The organism is Methanothrix sp. (genome assembly GCF_030055635.1).
Taxonomy (GTDB): domain Archaea; phylum Halobacteriota; class Methanosarcinia; order Methanotrichales; family Methanotrichaceae; genus Methanothrix_B.
Genome location: NZ_JASFYM010000007.1, coordinates 46,150 through 66,323, shown reverse-complemented (window position 1 = coordinate 66,323; position 20,174 = coordinate 46,150). Strand labels below are relative to the sequence as shown.

At 54.1% G+C, this 20,174-nt stretch carries 22 protein-coding genes; 10 read left to right on the top strand and 12 right to left on the bottom strand.

The features are described 5' to 3' along the window. Positions 1-2: 2 nt before the first annotated feature. Genes fpoD through ndhC form a run of 3 tightly spaced genes read right to left on the bottom strand, consistent with a single transcriptional unit; the run spans position 3 to position 2,691 of the window. Positions 3-1,691 (bottom strand): F420H2 dehydrogenase subunit FpoD, encoded by a 1,689-nt coding sequence (gene fpoD, locus QFX31_RS04405; RefSeq protein ID WP_348530910.1) that lies wholly within the window; start codon positions 1,689-1,691, stop codon positions 3-5. Positions 1,692-1,723: 32 nt separating this feature from the next. Next, positions 1,724-2,296 carry an NADH-quinone oxidoreductase subunit NuoB gene (gene nuoB / locus QFX31_RS04400; RefSeq protein WP_348530909.1) on the bottom strand — a complete coding sequence of 191 codons (573 nt, stop codon included), beginning with the start codon at positions 2,294-2,296 and terminating at the stop codon, positions 1,724-1,726. Continuing rightward, positions 2,287-2,691, bottom strand: a complete 405-nt coding sequence (ndhC, locus tag QFX31_RS04395) for an NADH-quinone oxidoreductase subunit A (protein WP_348530908.1) — start codon at positions 2,689-2,691, stop codon at positions 2,287-2,289. Before ndhC ends, nuoB begins: the two co-directional genes overlap by 10 nt. Positions 2,692-2,890: 199 nt before the next feature. On the opposite strand from ndhC, the gene QFX31_RS04390 reads away from it, so the two are divergent. Next, positions 2,891-3,178 carry a hypothetical protein gene (locus QFX31_RS04390; RefSeq protein WP_348530938.1) on the top strand — a complete coding sequence of 96 codons (288 nt, stop codon included), beginning with the start codon at positions 2,891-2,893 and terminating at the stop codon, positions 3,176-3,178. Positions 3,179-3,447: 269 nt separating this feature from the next. Next, a complete protein-coding gene (locus QFX31_RS04385) occupies positions 3,448-4,425 on the top strand; it encodes a tyrosine--tRNA ligase (RefSeq protein ID WP_348530907.1) in 978 nt (325 codons plus the stop codon). A gap of 158 nt (positions 4,426-4,583) precedes the next feature. Here QFX31_RS04385 and QFX31_RS04380 read toward each other — a convergent pair whose 3' ends face one another. Next, on the bottom strand, positions 4,584-5,534 hold the full coding sequence (locus tag QFX31_RS04380) for a hypothetical protein (RefSeq protein ID WP_348530906.1): 951 nt from the start codon (positions 5,532-5,534) through the stop codon (positions 4,584-4,586). A gap of 26 nt (positions 5,535-5,560) precedes the next feature. Between QFX31_RS04380 and QFX31_RS04375 the strand changes: the two genes are divergently transcribed. The 4 genes from QFX31_RS04375 to QFX31_RS04360 all read left to right on the top strand — a co-directional run bounded on the left by QFX31_RS04375 (position 5,561) and on the right by QFX31_RS04360 (position 10,112). Next, a complete protein-coding gene (locus tag QFX31_RS04375) occupies positions 5,561-7,576 on the top strand; it encodes a helix-hairpin-helix domain-containing protein (RefSeq protein ID WP_348530905.1) in 2,016 nt (671 codons plus the stop codon). A gap of 237 nt (positions 7,577-7,813) precedes the next feature. Then, entirely contained in the window at positions 7,814-8,218 is a 405-nt protein-coding gene (locus tag QFX31_RS04370; RefSeq protein ID WP_348530904.1) for a pyridoxamine 5'-phosphate oxidase family protein, read from the top strand. A 210-nt stretch (positions 8,219-8,428) separates the two neighbouring features. Further along, positions 8,429-9,025 carry a DNA-binding response regulator gene (locus QFX31_RS04365; protein ID WP_348530903.1) on the top strand — a complete coding sequence of 199 codons (597 nt, stop codon included), beginning with the start codon at positions 8,429-8,431 and terminating at the stop codon, positions 9,023-9,025. Positions 9,026-9,704: 679 nt separating this feature from the next. Further along, positions 9,705-10,112, top strand: a complete 408-nt coding sequence (locus tag QFX31_RS04360) for a DUF1699 family protein (RefSeq protein ID WP_348530902.1) — start codon at positions 9,705-9,707, stop codon at positions 10,110-10,112. Here QFX31_RS04360 and QFX31_RS04355 read toward each other — a convergent pair. Beyond that, positions 10,084-11,007, bottom strand: a complete 924-nt coding sequence (locus QFX31_RS04355; protein WP_348530901.1) for an NOG1 family protein — start codon at positions 11,005-11,007, stop codon at positions 10,084-10,086. The genes QFX31_RS04360 and QFX31_RS04355 overlap by 29 nt on opposite strands. Positions 11,008-11,096: 89 nt before the next feature. On the opposite strand from QFX31_RS04355, the gene QFX31_RS04350 reads away from it, so the two are divergent. The 4 genes from QFX31_RS04350 (at position 11,097) to QFX31_RS04335 (ending at position 14,373) form a co-directional block, all read left to right on the top strand. Continuing rightward, positions 11,097-11,354, top strand: a complete 258-nt coding sequence (locus QFX31_RS04350; protein ID WP_348530900.1) for a Gar1/Naf1 family protein — start codon at positions 11,097-11,099, stop codon at positions 11,352-11,354. After that, entirely contained in the window at positions 11,342-12,355 is a 1,014-nt protein-coding gene (locus tag QFX31_RS04345) for a transcription initiation factor IIB (RefSeq protein ID WP_296610238.1), read from the top strand. The genes QFX31_RS04350 and QFX31_RS04345 overlap by 13 nt, the downstream gene beginning before the upstream one ends. Positions 12,356-12,620: 265 nt before the next feature. Further along, positions 12,621-13,925 (top strand): phenylacetate--CoA ligase, encoded by a 1,305-nt coding sequence (locus QFX31_RS04340; RefSeq protein ID WP_348530899.1) that lies wholly within the window; start codon positions 12,621-12,623, stop codon positions 13,923-13,925. A gap of 13 nt (positions 13,926-13,938) precedes the next feature. After that, positions 13,939-14,373: an ACT domain-containing protein gene (locus QFX31_RS04335; protein WP_348530898.1), complete on the top strand. Its 435-nt coding sequence runs from the start codon at positions 13,939-13,941 to the stop codon at positions 14,371-14,373. A gap of 167 nt (positions 14,374-14,540) precedes the next feature. Here QFX31_RS04335 and QFX31_RS04330 read toward each other — a convergent pair whose 3' ends face one another. From QFX31_RS04330 to argH, 7 genes are all read right to left on the bottom strand, one after another. Then, on the bottom strand, positions 14,541-15,512 hold the full coding sequence (locus tag QFX31_RS04330; RefSeq protein ID WP_348530937.1) for a replication factor C small subunit: 972 nt from the start codon (positions 15,510-15,512) through the stop codon (positions 14,541-14,543). Between the two features lie 151 nt (positions 15,513-15,663). After that, positions 15,664-16,035, bottom strand: coding sequence for a type II toxin-antitoxin system VapC family toxin (locus QFX31_RS04325; protein ID WP_348530897.1), 372 nt, complete (start codon positions 16,033-16,035; stop codon positions 15,664-15,666). Continuing rightward, positions 16,028-16,222, bottom strand: coding sequence for an antitoxin VapB family protein (locus QFX31_RS04320; protein ID WP_348530896.1), 195 nt, complete (start codon positions 16,220-16,222; stop codon positions 16,028-16,030). Before QFX31_RS04320 ends, QFX31_RS04325 begins: the two co-directional genes overlap by 8 nt. Before the next feature lie 169 nt (positions 16,223-16,391). Next, positions 16,392-16,991, bottom strand: coding sequence for an acetate uptake transporter (locus tag QFX31_RS04315; RefSeq protein ID WP_348530895.1), 600 nt, complete (start codon positions 16,989-16,991; stop codon positions 16,392-16,394). Between the two features lie 253 nt (positions 16,992-17,244). Further along, on the bottom strand, positions 17,245-17,406 hold the full coding sequence (locus QFX31_RS04310; protein ID WP_348530939.1) for a hypothetical protein: 162 nt from the start codon (positions 17,404-17,406) through the stop codon (positions 17,245-17,247). Between the two features lie 62 nt (positions 17,407-17,468). Next, positions 17,469-18,512: a transposase gene (locus tag QFX31_RS04305; protein ID WP_348530894.1), complete on the bottom strand. Its 1,044-nt coding sequence runs from the start codon at positions 18,510-18,512 to the stop codon at positions 17,469-17,471. A gap of 182 nt (positions 18,513-18,694) precedes the next feature. Continuing rightward, positions 18,695-20,158, bottom strand: a complete 1,464-nt coding sequence (gene argH / locus QFX31_RS04300) for an argininosuccinate lyase (protein ID WP_348530893.1) — start codon at positions 20,156-20,158, stop codon at positions 18,695-18,697. Positions 20,159-20,174 lie beyond the last annotated feature (16 nt).

The window sequence follows — 20,174 nt, the reverse complement described above, 5'->3', positions numbered from 1 at the left end:
CCTTAGCGGTCCACCTCGCTCGTGCATGCGTCCATGCTGCCTGCTATCGCGACCACATCAGCAACGTAGGCACCCTCGAGAAGCGGCGGAAGCGCCTGCATGTATGCGTACACCGGACCCCTGACCTTCACCCTGTATGGCTTCTCAGAGCCATCGCTCACGACGTAGAATCCCATCTCACCGCGCGGATCCTCGACCCTGTAGTATGCCTCTCCTGGCTCCGGCTTGATCTTCTTCGGGAGCTTCTCCTGTATCGGCCCCTCCGGGATCTGGTCAAGACACTGCTCTATGATGTGGATGCTCTCCAGGATCTCCTCCAGGCGAACCTCAACCCTCGCCTCCGCATCTCCTGCTTTCCTCGTCACGACCTTGAAGTCCAGATCCGGGTAGACCAGAATCGGATCCTCCCTGCGCATATCATACGGCGTGTCGGATGCCCTCAGCGGCGGTCCGGAGACGCCAAGCCTGCGCGCATCTCCAGGAGAGAGAACGCCTATCCCGCGCATCCTTCTCGTGTATATCGGATCGCTGTGGAGCAGATCCATGTACTCCTCCGTCCTCTCCCTCATCCTCTTCAGTATCGGGCGGGCCTTGTCTGCGAATCCATCAGGCAGATCGTTTCTGACCCCTCCGAACCTCACGAAGGTGTGCGTGATTCTGGCGCCGGTGACGCTCTCCATCAGATACACTATGTCCTCCCTGTCTATGATCATGTACTGGAATGGAGAGTATGTCGCAGCACCGAGAAGCGTCAGGAACTCGCCTGTTCCCAGAAGATGACTCTGAATCCTTGAGAGCTCCGCGAGTATCACCCTGATGTACTGTGCCCTCTCTGGAGGAGTTATTCCGAGAAGCTTCTCAACTGCTCCACAGTACGCCTCGTTGTTTGTTATCGATGCGAGGTAGCACATCCTGTCTGTGTAAACCAAACCCTGCAGGTACGTCCTGTTCTCCATTATCTTCTCTATGCCCTTGTGGATGTATCCCACATCGAGGAACGCCTTCTTCACCCTCTCGCCCTCGATGAGGAGATCGAGAAGGAACGGCCCGGGGACGATCGCATGCTGTGGACCCATGTGCATGATCATCTCAGAGTCGGACTTTATCTCAGCCTCCTCCCGCTCCCTGAACGTCGGATACTTCGGCCTCTCAGGCACCACGCCCGCCTTTATAAGCTCCGGGTGGGGCATTATCTTGAACTCTGTGTAGCCGTCAGGGCCCACCTGCTCTATCGCGCGCTCGCCTGTTGTCGTATCCGGATATCCCTTGAAGTCCTTCCTCCAGGGCCAGTATCCGACGAGCTCGTCGGGCAGCAGCAGGGGATAGAGCTCCGGGTGCCCCTCAAAGTTGATGCCGTACATCTCCCAGATCTCGCGCTCGTACCAGTTCGCATTCCAGTAAAGACCTGTTAGGGATCTGACCGAGGGTTTGTCCCTGGGTATCTTTACCTTCATCAGGACGACGACCTGATGCGCCCCGTGGCTCGTCAGGATCTCCACGACCTCGAAGAGGTTATCGTTTATCCTGTCGACCCCGGCAGCACCGGAGTAGTGATCGAAGTCCTTCTTGTCCCTCAGGAACTGTGTTATCTCGACGAGCTTTTTCGGATCGACTGTTATCCATAGGCGGCGATCAGACTCGACCCTCGACTCAAGAACCGATCCTGGAAAGGCCGACTGGATCGCGCTCAATACATCGCCAGCCGTAAGCAGAGACCTCCCTCCTAGTAGCCTCGTTTATCCTTGCGCTGCTTGATCTTCTCCTGAAGCTCCACGAAGCCCTTTATGAACTGCTCCGGCCTCGGCGGGCATCCAGGAACGTACACATCGATCGGGAAGAAGTCGCTGGTGTTCTGTATTATGTTGTACGAATCGTAGAACGGTCCTCCGGATATGGCGCACTCTCCGACAGCGATGCACCACTTGGGCTCGAGCATCTGCTCCCAGAGGTTCTTGATTGCGGGGAGATACTTTCTCGTGATGTAGCCGCTGATGATCATCACGTCGGCCTGCCTCGGGGTGGCTCTGGGAATGATCCCGAACCGATCGCAATCATAGTGCGGGCAGCCGAAGACGAGCATCTCCACGCCACAGCAGCCCATCGGCTGCATCAGGAACCAGAGCGAGTTCTTGCGGCCCCAGTTGAGGATGTTCTTTATAGGACCCATCTGGATGATCTGGTGTATCTTCTCGGTGGTGGTGAACCAGACGTCCGCCACCGGCCGGCCCCAGATCGTCCACTTCTCGATCTCCTCGTCGATGGCCACGGGTACAGGTATTACATCGCTTATACCCAACGCAACGCCTCCTTCTTTATCGCATACAGCAGTCCGACGACCAGTACCGCGATGAAAAGCACCATCTCGATCACTGCCATGTTGATGAAGCCGAAGATCATGAACCTCTTCATGAACTCAGAAGCGTAGACGTAAATCCATGGATACAAGAAAAGAACCTCGACATCGAAGATCACGAAGACGATGGCAAACAAATAATACTGAACATTAAACCGGATCTTCGGGTCGCGGACCGGTTTGAGTCCGCCCTCGTACACTGACGCCTTACGCCGGTTAGGTCTCAGAGGAGAAATGATCTTAACGGCAGCTAGAGCAACAATAGGCACGATGGCACCCATCACCAGAAACAGAATAATCGGGATATAATAGTCCACTGCCAACGGTTCGCCGGTCATTGTTTTTCCTCCGTAAAAGCTAAACACCAGGCATGGTATAAAAGGTTTGTGAAATTGGGACATGCTCATCGGCGAGCTCGATTTCGCTGCGAGTAATGCAGAGATCACTTACGTACAATCTGTAATATCCTGAAGTACTGATCTCATGTTCTGTGAGGTTTAAATATCATCCAGTGCCCCATAGAGAGCGGTGAGACAGATGTACAGGTGTATGAATGTGCTTTCCCTTGCAATGCTGGTGCTGCTGATTCCAGCGAGCTGTGTGGATACCGGACTCATGGAGTTGCTTTCCTCCTATGATGATCCTCTCATGACATCTCTGGATCTGGCGTTTCTGCTCGTCACACACGGATACAACGCAACACCAGGGAATGGTTGTGTTGTCGTTGTCGCAGGCAATTCAACATATACACTTGTGCCCAACGGAGAGCGGCCCGGCCTTGCAGACATCTCCGATTCAAAGAGCTCGAGCTTGACTTTTAACTGAACAGTCTGTCTCACCACAGAAGCTCGAGCAACCCCAGTGCTGCCCAGCAGATGCTGTACATTTTGAAGTTTCAGGTCGCTCGCCCGGATCGCTGTACCTGAAATGGTGGTCTTTTGCCTCATGAATTCCAGGTCACATGCTGCTGATCACAATGATACACATCCTCATGATGAATATATGGAGGACGTCCATTGATGTGAACCGCTCTCCAAGCCGGGGACCAAAAGCATTATACGGGTTGATTTCCACCGGCTCGGTGGTGAAGTTCATTGGATCGGCTGGAGCTGGTGATAAGGAACACGGAAGAGGTTGTGACGCTGGAGGAGCTTAGGGAGATGCTTGACGCCAGGGAGCATCCGAGGGCGTATGTCGGCTACGAGACGAGCGGGAACATACATCTGGGCCACATGCTCACCGCGAACAAGCTTCTTGATATGCAGAGGGCGGGATTCGATGTGGTCGTCCTCCTGGCGGATCTTCACGCCTACCTCAACGAGAAGGGATCGCTGGAGGAGGTGAGGAGGATCGCTGATTACAACAAGGAGTGCTTCATCGCTCTGGGACTAAACCCGGAAAGAACCGAGTTCGTCTACGGAACCGAGTATCAGCTTAGACCTGAGTATGTGATAAAGGTCCTCCAGATGGCTAGGAACACGACACTGAACAGGGCGAGGAGAAGCATGGACGAGGTATCGAGGAGCGCTGAGAATCCCATGGTCTCCCAGATGATATATCCGCTGATGCAGGCTGTGGACATAGCCGATCTGAAGATAGATGTCGCAGTTGGCGGCATGGATCAGAGAAAGATACACATGCTCGCAAGGGAGGAGCTGCCGAAGCTGGGGTTCCCTGCGCCGGTGTGCATCCACACACCCCTTATCCCGGGGCTGGACGGGAAGAAGATGTCATCCTCAAAGGGAAACAACATAGCTGTCGATGAACCTGCCGATGAGATAGAGAAAAAGATCATGGCCGCATACTGCCCGGCAAAGGTGACAGAGAACAATCCGATCACAGAGATATTCAGGTATCACATATTTCCGAGGGTAGATTCGGTCACCGTGCGGCGACCGGCTAAGTTCGGAGGAGATGTCACATTCGAGAGCTACAGAGCGCTCGAGGAATCATTCGTGAGCGGCTCTCTCCATCCTATGGATCTGAAGAAGGCCTGCGCTGAGTACATGATAGAGATACTCGCTCCAGTAAGGGAGCGGGTCAGATCCCTGCGGGCTCAGACCTCCATGTAGAGCTTTATGCTGTAGATCAGAGCCGCTATCAGGATCAGCGAAACTGCCAGCGCGCCGAGCTCTTCTGTCATATCCCCTCACCATATTTCAGTCTCATGCCCGTGTGAACGATCCGGTTCGGCCTGAGAGGTGGATCTCCGCAGCGCTGCTCCTGCAGTTTATTCTTTATCTGCTCCATCTCCCCATCCGCCCCTCAGATCCTCCAGATTCATATCTGTTCCTCTGGAACTCCGCATTATATTTTTCCCTGTGAGCACCGCCGTGATCTCTATAATCTCCAGATCATCCCTGACCCTCATCCCCCATATCACATTCGCCCTTGGATCAAGAGCTACCGTCATGCTCTCCGCTATGTGGTTCGCATCCCTCAGCGTGAGAGCAGAACCACCTGTTATGTGCAGTAGACAGCCTCTCGCCCGGCTCATATCCATCAGGCTCAGCGATTTATCGAGGGCATCCCGCAGGGCGCTCTCCGGAGATCTGCCTGTTCCGGAGATGATGCATGCCTCTGTGCCGCAACGCATCACCGTCCTGAGATCCGCGAGGTCCAAATTGATGACGGATGGTTCGAGCAGCATGTTCGAGATGCATGCGATCATCTTCCCGAGGCGCAGATCGGCATCAGACTCTGAGGAGACGTCAACTACCACCGCAGAGCTCCTTTCTGAGATCCATTCATGGCTGGAGTGGTGGAGGCGCCGATCTTCAGGCATGTGCATTTGACCATCGCCCTCTGCATCAGCAACCAGAAAAACCATGACCGCGACATCACCCGCTTCCGCAATCCTGGCAGCAAGGCGCGACGTGCGCATCCATTCCCTGCCATCGGATATCATGAAAACAACAGCTGAGCCGCCCAGAAGCTCTGGCAGCTCTACGGAGCTCAGCGTCTGCGATGCATGCCTCTCAACACCTGGCTCAATAATGGAGACAGCGCAGGAGCTTTGATCGATGCGTATCACATCCCCAGAGCCACACGCCATGCTACGGGCCACGCGGCGCACAAGATCAGCGCCAGAGCCGAATCCTGCCACGACGATCCCTGGCATGCCAGGACTGCTCATTATCCCAACCTTCTCCTGCTCCCAGATCAATATGAGGACGTTCATATATAGAAAGCACACCACTCCAGGGTGTGAGACTGCAGGATATTCCCGGGGTGGGGCCGCGCCTGAGGGAGCGTCTTGTCTCACATTTCGGGAGCGAGGAGATGGCCCTCAGGGCGATCGCAGATGAGGATATGGAGGATCTGAGAGCGGCGATCGGCGAGCGCCAGGCCATAGCCACGGTCAGAGCAGCCAGAGGCCTGCGATACCGCGCCTCTCCCGAATCCTTCCTGGCCACCGATGAGGCTGAGAGAATATACAGAGCAGTCCTGAACAGATTGGCAGAGCACGCGAACACTATCTATGCCAAGATGAGGATAGCCACTCTTTTCCCGTCCGGATCCACGGAGCTCATAAATGAGATGCGCTCGATCTCGATGCGCGCTCTGGATCTCCGCAGGAGGCTCGGCGACGTAAGGGATCTCCTGCGCAGGATAAAGCCGCTCAGGCGGAGGGAGGCGCAGAGGATAAAAGGAAGGGCTATCGTCGCAAGATCCCCTGAGGAACTCGCCAGGGCAAGATCGATGGGCTTCGATCGTTTCCTCGACATTCATCTGGCAGAGAGTCCGGCGGAGATGCGTGATACAGCCAGCAGCTATAATCATGTGATCGTTCTTGGCGATCCCGGTGCACCCCTTCCCGGAGTGGAGGTCGCAGAGCGGCTTGACATCTGGTACATCGCCCCCGAGGCTGTCCTGAGCTTCTACACAGAGAACAGGGATTCCCTGGAGGCTGCCATGGAGCTCGCAGCGATGCTTGAGGATAGGGGCATTGAGCAGTTTGAGAAACTGGATAAGCTCAGGGAGGCGCTCAGGCGGCTGTTCAATGAAACAGATTCATCCGGCATATCACGCATCGATGATGTTCTCAGAAGACTGCCTTCAGCGATCGACTCTGCGCTCGCCCGGGCGAACATCGAGCTACGCGAGCGCATAGAGGCGAGCTCCGTGACCCTCGGCGGGCCGGATCTTCTCAGGGCGCTGGGGCGCGGAGATCTGATCAGAGATGTGTTTGAGATGCAGATGCAGGGCATCTTCAAATCCGTGATATCCGATGCAAGGGCGAGGATCGCCGCGGATCTGAGCCTGAAAGGCGGCGAGGCCGCATGGCTTGAGGAGATCATACCCCAGGAGATAAAGTACCCCATCGAGATCAACCACAGGGCGCTGCGCCAGCTCGAGCTTGAGCTGAGAAGAAAACGGGAGGAAGAGGCGCTGGGCAGGAGGAGAGAGATCGCCAGATCGCTGGCGAGCATGGATGGTATCGCAGCGGATCTCGTGAAAAGACTTATGCGGCTCGATTTCCTCTACGCCATCGGGAGCTTCGCTATATCGTTCGATCTCACGATGCCTGAGCTCATCGACGCTCCGGGGATAGGATTCCGCGATGGCAGGCATCTCTTCATCGAGAATCCGGAGCCTGTGAGCTACAGCCTGGGAGCAGGCGGGATCCCGGAGTATGGAGAGAGGGCTGCGATACTGAGCGGGGTGAACTCCGGCGGCAAGACATCGCTGCTGGAGCTCATCGCACAGATAGCGATACTCGCACACATGGGCCTTCCGGTTCCCGCGAGCGAGTGCAGGATATCGATCTTCGAGGAGCTTTACTTCTTTGCGAAGAGCAGCGGCACCCTCAGCGCAGGAGCGTTCGAGAGCACGATGAGAAAGCTCTCTGCAGTCGCCACCGAGAAACGAAAGCTCGTGCTCGCGGACGAGATGGAGGCGATAACAGAGCCCGGGGCGTCCGCCAGGATAATCGCATCGATACTTGATATGATCCATGAGAACGGCTCTATAGCGCTTTTTGTGAGCCATCTTGCAGATGAGATACGCAGATTCTCAATGACAGCTGTCAGGGTGGACGGGATAGAGGCAGAAGGTTTGGATGAGAACAACAACCTCATACTCAGCCGGAGCCCAAGGTACAACCATCTTGCCAGATCCACGCCGGAGCTGATACTCGACCGGCTCGTCAGGACGACAGAGGGCGAGGAGAGGACCTTCTACGAGAGCCTCCTCAGCAGATTCCGTGAGAATCAGACATGACCCGGCTTCCGGGTCGCCTGGTTGCATACCTGTGTCATGGAAATCCATCGCTCCCAATCTCTCACATTCAGGGGATATCCTGCCTGCAGGCTGTCGCTCCCAGGAGAGCCGTTCAGCTATTCGGGCCCACGACCCGGTCAGGGATGTGATGGCCTCTCGCATTCGCAGCACTGCACCAGCCCCTCTCCAGGGAAAAAATAAATATGTTGCCCTCTTCCGATTAACATGGTGATCTGAATGGCAAGAATGCCAGAGGACGTGAAGCAGACCCTGGAGAAGCAGAAGCCTGTGCCAATAGCTACCGCCAGCAAAAATGGGGTTCCAAACGTTGTTTTCATAGGCCTCCTCAAGATACTCGATGACGAGAGGCTCCTGATCGCGGACAACTTCTTCAACAAGACCGCGGCGAACCTCAAGGAAAACCCGAAGATGTCAATCGTCTGCTACAACTCTGAGACAAAGAAGTCGTTCCAGATAAAGGGATCTGTTGAGGTCCACAGGTCGGGGCCGATCTACGAGGATATGGTCAAGTGGGTTCATGGAGTGAATCCAAAGCTGCCGGCGAAGGCTGCGGTCCTCTTCAAGGTCGAGGAGATATACAACGCGATGTGGGGACCGGGTGCGGGAGAGCGGATAGTCTGAGCTGCCTGCCTCCATCTGCAAGAAGGCAGAGAGGGGGGCGGTGCATATTTATTTTTCTGTAATCACGATCGGTATATGCACAGATGCCCGCTCCTCCCAGTCTGGGACTTCTGCGCGCTGGATTTGAACTGTCTGCATCCAATCATAAACAATAATACAATGGAAATCTCTTTATACTATAAACAGAGGAGTTTCACGATGGGTGATTAATTGAGCGGCAAGACCGATCATTTAAGAGAGCTCGTCCTGAAGATCGCCCCCACGACCAAGGTCGTCGAGAAGCCTGCAAAAAAGCATGGTACCTTGAGAAGCACTTCTGAGATCGAGCAGGCCCTTCTTGGCGTCGTCTCTGAGATGATTAAGGCATACAATATACAGACAAAGCTCACGCCAAAACAGCTCGCGACTGTTGTAAGACTGTTTTACAAAGGTCTCAGCGATACTGAGATCGCAGAGCAGCTGGGAGACCGTGCGCTCAACAAGACTGTGAGCAGGGCGCGGATAAAGCTACACCTCTTCCGCGATTCAGACCTCAAGCCGCCCTTCGACAGGGAGCTCTTCATAAAGCTCTGGGAGGAGGGAAAGTCTGTGAAGGAGATGAGCGAGATCCTTCATGTGGCTCCATCCACCGTGAGCGAGTACAAGAACATATTCGAGAGCCAGAGGGCTTCTGAGAGAGATGGATACCTGAAGAGGTTCGAGGAGATACTTTCAGATCAGGACGTCTCTGAGAGGATGGTCTCCCACATATCCAAAGATGGCCTCCAGGACACCATGGACACAGACTACGAGGTGGCGGAGGCGTAAAACTCAATTCTCAGCAGGCACAGCGCTTGGAACCATGGCGCAGTGTGGACCTCTTTATTGTCTGTGTGCCAGAGCAGACATGCTGAGTGGAACGGATGGACCGCTGAAAGCCGGGTCACAGAACAGCCGGTCTGGATTCGATGTTCACCGGCATCACATGAATACCGGCTGATCTGAGCTCAGCTATAACAACGAACATGATGATTGTCGTGGACTCGAATAACTAAAGAGGCTACGGGAATAGGTGCGTTCTGTTGTGTTGGATAAGTCATGAAAATCCTCAAGCGGAAGACGATTTCAGGAATGCATGGAGAATAGATTGGAATCGATATCTGGAGACGTTATCCCGGGAGGTTATCCAACACAGCACTGCGTTCTGGGAGCAATGCAACGGAATACCACAGGCTCAGACGAAACTCCATGGTACGAGCCCGGGACCCCATGACGATTGTGCATATGGAGTCAGGACTTTCGGGACCAAACATCTGGTAATGCCCATGAATATCACAGGAGCGCATGCATCTGAGCTCAATGGTGCGAGTGCAAGACCTGGTGAGTCTGGACCGAGAAGCTGCCTTGAGAGCAGGTTTTTGCTCGAGAAAAGCAATATTGCTTCGATCACCAAATTTATATCCAGGAATGGATGATGGGATGGCAAATGCAACCCGGGTGAGCCACATTGAGGATAAGAGTGGTAAGCTCAAAGAGCGAGATAGAACGGCTGAACAGGGATGAGCTGTTCGTGCACCTTGCGTTCAGGGCATCGAATGCGGACATCTTCAGGCTTCTCCAGAGGTGCCCCCAGCTCAAGGCGATACAGGTGCCTGCATCTTACTATCGAACGCTCTCACAGGCCGGCAAGATGTTTCTGCAGATCCACGGGATCTCACTGATAGAAGGAGATGTATGGGGCCACAGGAAGGATCTGAGCGAGTACCTGGTAATAGATGAGCAGGATCTGCAGAGGATATCAGAGCTCACGAGCTCGGGTATGAGCCCTGAGGATATCGCAGAGAGCCTCTCAGAGGATCTGAAGGTCTCACCCGGACTGGTGAGGTTTATAGGCGAGACTCTTCGCTCATCATAGACAGACAGATATCAAGCGTCTCCTGCACACCCTCCCCTGTGAGCGTTGATATCCTGATGCCATCTGCTGGATTATGCTCAGATGGTATGTCTGACTTGTTGTACGCCACGACGACTGGCAGCTCCAGCCAGCTCCGTATCTCATCAAGAAGCCTGAGCTGGGAGTCGAGCGGGTAGCCGCAGTGGCCTGTTGGATCTATGAGGAAGAGCACGACACCTTTGAGATGCCGCATGGCAGCGATCGCCTGCCTCTCGATCTCGTTTCTCTCCGAAAGCGGCCTGTCAAGAAGCCCTGGTGTATCCACAATCTGATACCTCTGATCATTCCTGGTGATGTGACCGACGATCAGGCCCTGGGTTGTGAAGGGATAGCTGGCGATCTCAGGCCTGGCCCTGGTGACCATTGCGAGAAAGCTTGACTTCCCCACATTCGGATAGCCGGCGATTATGATCGTGGGGAGTGAGGGATCTATGCCTGGGATCTCCCTCAGACGCGCTGATGCCTCGTTCAGAAACACGAGATCTTCATCGATCGATTTGAGGACGGACGCCATTCTCCCCAAAGCGGATCTCATCTCCTCACCGCCCCTCGGGCCCCGCATGTAGTCTCTTGCTATTCTTTGTATCTGCTTTGAGGCCCATCCCACCCTTGAGAGCGATATGCGCAGCTGATCCACGCCAACCACCGCATCCACGAGATCGTAGTAGAACTCAGGCAGCTTCTCGAACGTTGGAAACCTCCTGACGATTGATGATAGAGCGGTGGCCAGGACGCCTCCAGCCGTGCCGACAAAGGCTGCATCATTCCCCGCAGCCTTGACAGCCTTAGAGCCGCGCCTGAAGGCCCTGTCGATGAGCTCCTGTGCATCCGGAACCGTAGACAATCTTTCGAACATTCCTGGTGCCAGGAGGTTGACCTAATGGGATAAATGGTTTTCGAAATCTTTATATACTAGTGATGCTCTATCCTTGCTGAGGTGAACTATTGAAGAGGCTGGGAACAGCACTCCATGTGGTTCAGAATAAACTTATTGTTCGCAGGGATGCAGCCGATCCTCCAAAGATCGGATCTGTGGTTGTTGATCGAAAGAGCACAAAGATCGGTAAGGTCTCTGATATCTTCGGTCCTCTGGAGAGGCCGTATGTTATCGTCAGACCCGCCAGAGGAGTCAACGCGACGGTTCACGTCGGAAGCATGCTCTATGTGGAATCTCCCAGGAGAGATGGTAAGTGGAAGAGATAGAGAGAATTAGAGAGATAGAGCGCACAGAGCAGGAGAAGATAAAAGAGCGCATCAAGCTCCAGCGCGAGAAGGAGAAGGAAGAGGAGCTTGATAAGTATACTGTAGAGTGTCCCGAGTGTGGAAGTCGTGCTCTGGTCAGGGACTATGAGAGAGCGGAGCTTGTATGCTCTGATTGCGGCCTGGTCATAGACGAGAACTTCATCGATCAGGGCCCTGAGTGGAGGGCCTTCGATCACGATCAGAGGATGAAGCGGTCGAGGGTCGGCGCCCCGATGACCTACACGATCCATGACAAGGGACTCTCAACGATGATCGACTGGAGGAACAGGGACTCCTACGGTAAGACCATATCCTCGAAGAACCGCGCGCAGCTCTACCGCCTGAGGAAGTGGCAGAGGCGCATAAGGGTCAGCAACGCAACAGAGCGCAACCTCGCATTCGCCCTTTCAGAGCTCGACAGGATGGCATCCGCCCTTGGCCTCTCCAGAAACGTGAGGGAGACCGCTGCCGTGATCTACAGGAGAGCGGTCGAGAAGAACCTGATCCGCGGAAGGAGCATAGAGGGCGTCGCGGCTGCTGCGCTCTATGCTGCGTGCAGGCAGTGCAACGTGCCGAGAACGCTCGATGAGATCGCTGAGGTCTCCAGGGTAAGCAGGAAGGAGATCGGAAGGACCTACAGGTTCGTCTCGCGCGAGCTCTCGCTCAAGCTCATGCCGACGAGCCCGATCGATTACATACCCAGATTCTGCTCAGGTCTCAACCTCAAGGGCGATGTCCAGGCGAAGGGCATAGAGATCCTGCGGCAGGCCGCGGAGAAGGAGCTCACCTCCGGACGAGGCCCGACCGGTGTCGCGGCGGCAGCCATATACATAGCCTCTATACTGTGCAACGACAGAAGGACTCAGAGAGAGGTGGCTGACGTCGCTGGAGTGACAGAGGTCACCATAAGGAACAGGTACAAGGAGCTCGCAGAGGAGCTGAACATAGAGATCATCCTGTGAGGGGCAGCTGATATCCCGGCCTTCGGTCCGGGAAGACGCGCCCCGATAATGAACAATTTGTATACCACGCTGACAAACTTCCGCTGCTTCCAGATCCTGCTTACGATCACTGGATCAAATCAGAGAAGCCTGTCGGGAACCAGCTTCTTTGGCATAACACTTCTAGACTCCCTCACATGCTGATAAACACATGAGAGCGCGGATTATCAGCTCATCGATTCTTTTTTATCATAGATGCCACATCATAGCACACGGGTAGATACCGATGTCTGGATACTGGGATCCGCATATGGAGCGCATGCCAGCTGAGGATCTTAAAGCGCTCCAGCTTGACCGTCTGAAGGCCATAACGAGATATGTCTACGATCACTCGTCCTTTTACAGGCAGCGCTTCGCTGAGGCAGGCGTCACGCCTGACGATGTGAAGGAGCTTGATGACATAACAAAGCTTCCGTTCACAAGAAAGGTCGATCTGAGAAACACATATCCGACTGGAATGTTCTGCCTTCCGAGGAACTGGGTCGTGAGATACCACGTCTCTAGCGGCACAACCGGCAAGCCGACGGTTGTCGGATACACGAAGGGCGACATCGAGACCTGGACGGAGTCGCTCGCAAGAGCCCTGACGTCCATCGGGCTGGGCAGGAACGATGTAATCCAGGTCGGCTATGGCTACGGGCTCTTCACAGGCGGTCTCGGTCTCCACTACGGGGCGGAGAGGATCGGTGCCGCAGTGCTTCCCACAAGCACCGGCAACACCGAGCGCCAGATCGAGCTCATGCAGGACCTTGAGAGCACAGCGATAGCATGCACACCATCGTACTTCCTGCACATAGCAGAGGTCGCTGAGAGGATGGGCATTTCCATCAGAGAGGACACAAAGCTCAGGGCAGGCATCTTCGGCGCAGAGCCATGGTCTCTCGAGACGAGGAAGAGAATAGAGGAGACAACAGGCATCAAGGCCTACGACATATACGGGACGAGCGAGATAAGCGGGCCGCTCTTCACGGAGTGCCAGCACCAGAACGGGATCCATGTCTGGGCTGATATGTTCCTCATAGAGATCATCGACCCGAAGACAGGGGAGCAGGTCGAGGATGGGGAGAGAGGAGAGCTGGTTGTGACCACGCTGAACAAGTGGGCGATGCCTCTCATAAGATACAGGATTGGGGATCTCACTATCAAGGAATCCGAGCCATGTGAGTGCGGTCGCACACACCCGAGGATAATGAGAATTCTCGGGAGAACGGATGACATGCTGGTCATCCGCGGCATAAACGTCTTCCCGAGCCAGATCGAATCCGTGCTCATGAACATACCAGAGGTCGGGCCGCACTACCAGATCATTGTCAGCAGAGAGGGCGCGCTTGACGTTATGAAGGTAAGGGTCGAGCTCACCGACAGGGGCTTCAGCGACAGAATAGGAGATCTCATGGCATTGAACAGGAGGATATCCAAGGAGCTGAAGAATGTTCTCAACATATCTGCAGAGGTTGAGCTGGTGGAGCCGGGCGTCATACCGCGCTCGGAGGGAAAGGCAAAGAGGGTCATAGATACCCGTAAGGTCTAAGGGAGTGGTTTTGATGAGCGAGATAAAGCAGATATCACTTTTTGTGGAGAACAGGCCCGGCAGGATGGCCAAGGTCTCGAAGACTCTTTCAGATGCTGGAGTCAACATAAGAGCGATGACCATCGCAGAGGCCGGCGATTTTGGTGTTATAAGGATGGTCGTTGACGACCCGCAGAAGGGTTATGAGGTTCTGCGCAACTCCGGGTTCACGGTCTCGATGACGGATGTGCTGGCGGTTGAGATGCGTGATACGCCCGGAGGTCTATATGAGATTGTCAGCGCTCTGGGGGAGAACAACATCAACATCGATTACGCATATGCATTCGTCACCGCGAAATCGGAGAAGGCGATGCTGATAATGCGCGTAGATGATATTGAGGCCGCACGGAGAACCCTGAGCGCCAGGGGCGTCAAGATAGCAACACCTGAGGAGATACAGAAGATCTGAGGAGCATCCGAAAACGAGAGGACAGGATCCGGGAAGATCCGGTGCGCGGCGAGACCTGTGCAGACACCGATCTGTGCAGGTCATATGTTTTTTGAGATCCCGCTGTGGAGACGCGTGGCGTATAAAGTCATGTTCAGAACGCGATTTCTGTGTGGAATTCCTGGAGATCATGCGGCTGTCGATTTTGACAGCCCTGTGAGGGCCATGTAGGCGATAAGGGCCTCGAGCTGAATCCTCTCGTTCGCCCCCTCTGTGATCCTGAAGTCTATCTCTCCTATCCGGTTGATCATCCTGGCCTTATCCGCATCAGGCACATCCAGGTCGAGCATCTCGCGATGGATCTGCACCACCACATCCTGGCCTGAGAGCCCCTGTACGAGGAGAAGATCGTCGAGCTCGTTTCTCGCGCCTGCAAAATCCCCGGACATCGCCATTTTTATCAGATTCCTGATCTGCTCCGGCCTCGCCATTGATGTTATCTGGTAGATTGTGTTCATATCCACCCTGTCGCTTATCAGAGCCGCGGCCTGGAGCGCGTTTATCGCCTTCCGCATGTCTCCCCTTGCGACGTAGTTTATGGCCGCGATGCCGTCTTCTGTCACCTCAACGCCCTCCTGCTCCGCGATGTACCGTATCCTCTTCTCGATGGCCTCTGGAGTCAGAGCCCTGAACCGGTAAACCGCACACCTCGACTGTATCGGCTCTATGATCTTCGAAGAGTAGTTGCAGGAGAGTATGAACCTGCAGGTCGCGCTGTACCTCTCCATGGTTCTCCTGAGAGCAGATTGAGCATCGCTTGTCAGCGCGTCCGCCTCATCCAGAAATATAACCTTGAACTCAGCCCCTCCCAGCGGCGCCATCCGGGCGAAGTCCTTGACCTTTGTGCGAACGACATCTATGCCGCGCTCGTCAGATGCATTGAGCTCGATGAAGTTATCCCTCCAGCTCTCGCCGAATATCTCTCGCACTATGCTGATCGCGGCTGCAGTCTTTCCGACACCCGGTGGCCCTGAGAAGAGGAGATGGGGCAGGTTTCTCGTGGCCACGTATGACTTGAGGCGCCTGACTATCTCAGGCTGGCCCACGATCTCATCCAGGCTTGTGGGCCTGTACTTCTCAATCCATATCTCCTCTTTGATCGGAACCCCTCCAAGAGCACATTCCGCAGATCGATATATCAAGATTCCCACACTGTGCATGCGTGACCTCCTCTCCGGGGAGGGGAGTTTACGCCCTGCTGCTCTATATCATCATCGTCTGATTATTTCTTTCGCCTTCAAATCCTGCAGCCTAATCTCCTATGAATATCACATCGTTCAGCCCTTTGAAGTGAGGTTCTCCGGTCAGGACCCTTGCCCCCTCCCGAATCGCAGTGGCATAAATCAGCGCATCACCAAGGCCCCAGTCCCGCTCATGTCTAAATCTGGCGCCCATGATAGCGATCTCTTCATCAACAGGAATCAGGTAGCACCTTGAGGTCATGGCCCTGCGTCGCTTCTCTGCTGCGGCCTCACCAAACCGGTCGAGCGCGATGCGGTATATCTCAGCCAGGTTGATGCTGCTTATGATTATCTCTTGGTCCTCATTCATCACGTAGCTCCTGACCAGCTCTCCTTTCGGGGTGCCGGCGAAGAACTCCACCCACGCCCAGGAATCAATCAAAACGATCAATCTCCTCCCTCTGGAACGGCTCTATTCCTGGCATGCTTCCGAACTCGGATTCGTCCATTCTCTTGGCCTTCCTGAACAGATATTTGAGCACCTCGTTATAAGATTCTGCATCTATCTCCCTTTTCAGGAGTTTCAGCATCCTGTATACATCGTCCTGCACCTGGATCGTGGTCGGCATGTTTATAATGTTATATAGCTATATGTATATAAATCTGGCTGGTTCGGCTGATCCAGATGTTGACCATCATTCCCGGAAAGCGAATGCATCAATACGATCTAATAAATAATTGTTTATCGAATGCTACAGTGATCGTCATAGTGTACAGTCAAAAAAGAGGACAGCGTGATCACTTCACCTGTCCGAGCGGGAGTATGACCCTTCCGTGAGCCTCGTTCAGAACCTGAGCCAGGGCTGTGTATATCGCGGAGAGGCCGCAGATGATTCCCTCGTAGCCGGCCAGCGTCCCTATAGCAGCGCTGCCTGTTGCATCTCTGGCCGCGAGCAGGAAGAACAGGATCGCCAGCGAGAGGAAGACGAACTGCAGGGCCCTGTTCGCTCTCAGCGTCCCGAAGAACATCACTGCTGTGAACAGCCCCCACATGAAGAGGTATGCGGTCATTGCGGGAAGAGATGCCTTCTCTCCGAGATTCATGCCGGGCATGAGTATCAGGCCGACCAGCGTGAGCCAGAAGAGGCCGTAAGAGGTGAAGGCTGTGGTTCCGAATGTGTTCCCCTTCTTCCACTCCATGATCCCGGCTATTATCTGTGCTATGCCTCCATAGAAGATACCCATGGCCAGTATCATTGCGCTGAGCTCGAAGTAACCCGCGTTGTGCAGGTTCAGGAGTACTGTGGTCATGCCGAAGCCCATGAGCCCGAGTGGGGCCGGATTCGCAGTGGTGTCGAGCACCTTGATGGTGGAGTCCAGCGGCTTATTCGTCGCCAAGTTATAAATCCCTCCTTCGTTTGTGCTCTCTGGCGGAATCATAATATTAATTTGTTACCCTAAAGATATAAATTAAAAATAATGCTATTTGTTCAGTTTATGGTGTGTTTAAATAGTAGATTGACAAAACAGAACGATAAATTATTTCAAATGCTCTATTTCAGGGGTCGAACATCGCGATATTCGCCGCTGGCTCACGCTGCTGGATGGCAGTGTTTCAGCATTTGGATGGCGGAACCCACTGTCCTTTGCGTCACTTCATATAAGTGACTTCCTCTCCGGCCTGAAGGCCGGAGCTTCCTGCCTCATCGATCTGTTTCATCCAGTATGCTTCTACTAAAGTAGAAGCAGCGGCTACTTCAGTAGCCGCTTCTCCACAGGCTCTACCCCTCAGTCCGAGGGTGATTATGTTCAATGCAGCGTTATGATCTCTGTCCAGCTTGAGCCCGCATTTCGGGCATTCGTGGACTCGATCCTTCAGTGTTTTCGGTACGATGGTACCACAACCTGAACATCTCTGTGACGTGCTTCTACTGACGTAGAAGCAGTGGCTACTATAAGTAGCCACTTATACCTGGAATCGACCAGCTCAACAGACTTACCAGCCCTTGCAGCCTTGTAAGTTGCGTATTGAATCAATCGACCCCAGGAGTGATCTAAGATGTGTTTCGCGAGGTTGTGGTTCCTGACCATGCTCTTGATGTTCAGGTTCTCAAACACTATGAGATCCGCTTTGTCTACAATCTTCTTCGAGATCTGATGCAGGAACTCGTCTCTGAGATTCCTGATCTTTCTGTGGATCCTGGCAACCTTGAGCTTCTGCTTGATCCAGTTCTTCGAGCCCTTGATCTTCCTGGAGAGTCTCCGTTGTGCTGCTGCTAGCTTCTTTTCCATCTGTATGAGGTACCTCGGATAGCTGAACGTCTCGCCAGTCGAGAGCGTCACAGCATTCTTCAGACCTACATCAACACCTACAGCAGTTCTTGGATCCACCCTGGGCGGTTCCTCTTCTGTATCGACGGAGAAGATCGCATACCATGCACCGGTGCTGTCGCGCTTTATGGTGCATGTCTTGATTTTGCCCTCGATCTCTCGATGCTTGAAGATCCGGATGGCACCTATACCAGACAGAATGAGCTTCGATCCTTCGATTTTGTAGCCGATACCGGCATCTGGATAGGTGAACGACTTGTACCATCCCCTGCCCTTGAATCGTGGATATCCTGGTTTCTCTCCGTTCTTAACCCGCCTGAAGAAGTTCTGAAACGCTTTGTCAACACGTCTGAGAACGTCCTGAAGTACATGGGCATATACAGCTTTGAGAGAGGTGTTCCTCTTGCGGTTCGCTGATAGCTGCCTTGCCATCTCATAGTACGTCAGATTGTAGCGGTCATCCTCCCATGCTTCCTTCTTCGCTGCCAGAGCATCGTTGTAGAGCTGCCTGCATGTCTCCAGCGTGTCCTCCAGCTTTTTGATCTGAGCCCGAGTCGGATACAGCCGGAACTTGTAGGCAGATCTCATCTCGATCGTTGCTCCTCTATATTGCGTACGGGCTTACTCCAAAGATTGGAGTTTGCGCCCTGTTACTCTCTATCAATTTAAAATCTGCACACTAACCCGTACTTCATAGATGATTCTATGTAACATACAATATTATATCAATTTATACTATAATCGGGACGCAGCTTACAGAGAGACCCCATTCATGAAGACGCCACCGTGCGATCGACAAGCTCCATCAGGCGTTTTATGGCTGCGTCGACACTTGAGCGCCTCTCCGCTATCCTGGAGGATGCTGATTCCATGTACTTTTTCCTGGCATCCAGCATCCTTGAGACCTCCTCCGGCGCAGGACCGCCAGGTCTGGAGCGCATCGAGACGTTTGTCCTCACATCGAGGGCTCTCTCGAGATCCTCAGCCGTGAACCCCATCTGGCTCAGCCGCAGATCTGCCACCTCCATGGCTATCCTGTCGAGATCCTCCAGGCTGGGTTTCCCTGGAAGGCGTGCAATCCTCCCTACAATCTGGTGAGCAGTTCTGAACGGGATGCCTGTAATTCTTACCATTGAATCAGCAAGCTCGGTGGCTGTCGTGAATCCTTCAGCTGATGATCTCTCGAGTCTCTCAAAGTCGAACCTGAGCGTTGACACACAGCCCTTCATGACCCTGAGCGATGATCTTGCAGCTCCAATCCCGCGCCATATGTGGGGCGTGAGCTCCTGGAGATCCCTGTTGTAGCTCATCGGGAGCGCCTTGGCTATGCTCAGCGCTCCTACGAGGGAGCCGATGGCAGTACCGCTCTTCGCCCTCACGAGCTCAGCCGTGTCAGGGTTCTTCTTCTGCGGCATTATCGAGCTCGTCGATGCAAAGAGATCGTTTACCTCCAGGTATCCAAACTCACAGGTCGACCAGAGTATGATCTCCTCCGCGATCCTGCTCAGGTTTATCATCAGTATCGATGTGTCCGAAAGAACCTCCAGCGCAAAGTCTCTGCCGGACACAGCGTCCATGCTGTTCTCCACAATCCCGGAGAAGCCGAGAAGCTCGCATGTCATGTACCTGTCTATATCAAATCCGGTGGATGCGAAGGCCGCTGCGCCCAGCGGGCTGAGGTTGACCCTGTCGTAGGCATCCTCGAACCTCTCGAGATCTCTTATCAGAGCGTCTGCGTGTGCAAGGAGATGATGCGCGAGAGTCGTGGGCTGAGCATGTTGCAGATGTGTGTAACCAGGAATGATGCGCTCCCTGGTCTCATCTGCGATCCGCACCAGCGCATCGATCATCTGCAGAAGCTCTTCCATGAGGCCGAGCATCTGCTCTCTAAGAGCGATCCGGATGCATGTGGCCACCTCATCGTTCCTTGATCGCGCTGTGTGCATCCTGCCGCCGGCCGGCCCCACGCGCTCTATGATGTAGGCTTCAATCGCCTCGTGTATGTCCTCTCCCTCTCCGAGAACGCCGAACCCCTCTGCGAGCAGCTCCTTCAGCGCTTTGAGTATTTCAGCGCAGTCCTCTCGCTGTATCAGCCCTCTCTCGTAAAGCATCAGAAGGTGCGCCATATCCACAAGAACGTCGGCCTCTGCTATCCACAGATCCGCATCCCTGGAGGAGATGAAATCAAGCACCTCGCCGGAGATATCTCCCAGCCTCGATCCTCTCAGCAGCATGTCCGGTTTTCCTCAG

Coding starts and splice junctions, on each gene's coding strand:
- argH (WP_348530893.1), bottom strand. CDS start 20,158: ATGCTGCTGAGAGGATCGAGGCTGGGAGATATCTCCGGCGAGGTGCTT.
- QFX31_RS04340 (WP_348530899.1), top strand. CDS start 12,621: ATGTCTGGATACTGGGATCCGCATATGGAGCGCATGCCAGCTGAGGAT.
- QFX31_RS04390 (WP_348530938.1), top strand. CDS start 2,891: ATGTACAGGTGTATGAATGTGCTTTCCCTTGCAATGCTGGTGCTGCTG.
- QFX31_RS04380 (WP_348530906.1), bottom strand. CDS start 5,534: ATGAACGTCCTCATATTGATCTGGGAGCAGGAGAAGGTTGGGATAATG.
- QFX31_RS04320 (WP_348530896.1), bottom strand. CDS start 16,222: ATGCCGACCACGATCCAGGTGCAGGACGATGTATACAGGATGCTGAAA.
- QFX31_RS04305 (WP_348530894.1), bottom strand. CDS start 18,512: ATGAGATCTGCCTACAAGTTCCGGCTGTATCCGACTCGGGCTCAGATC.
- QFX31_RS04355 (WP_348530901.1), bottom strand. CDS start 11,007: ATGTTCGAAAGATTGTCTACGGTTCCGGATGCACAGGAGCTCATCGAC.
- QFX31_RS04335 (WP_348530898.1), top strand. CDS start 13,939: ATGAGCGAGATAAAGCAGATATCACTTTTTGTGGAGAACAGGCCCGGC.
- ndhC (WP_348530908.1), bottom strand. CDS start 2,691: ATGACCGGCGAACCGTTGGCAGTGGACTATTATATCCCGATTATTCTG.
- QFX31_RS04370 (WP_348530904.1), top strand. CDS start 7,814: ATGGCAAGAATGCCAGAGGACGTGAAGCAGACCCTGGAGAAGCAGAAG.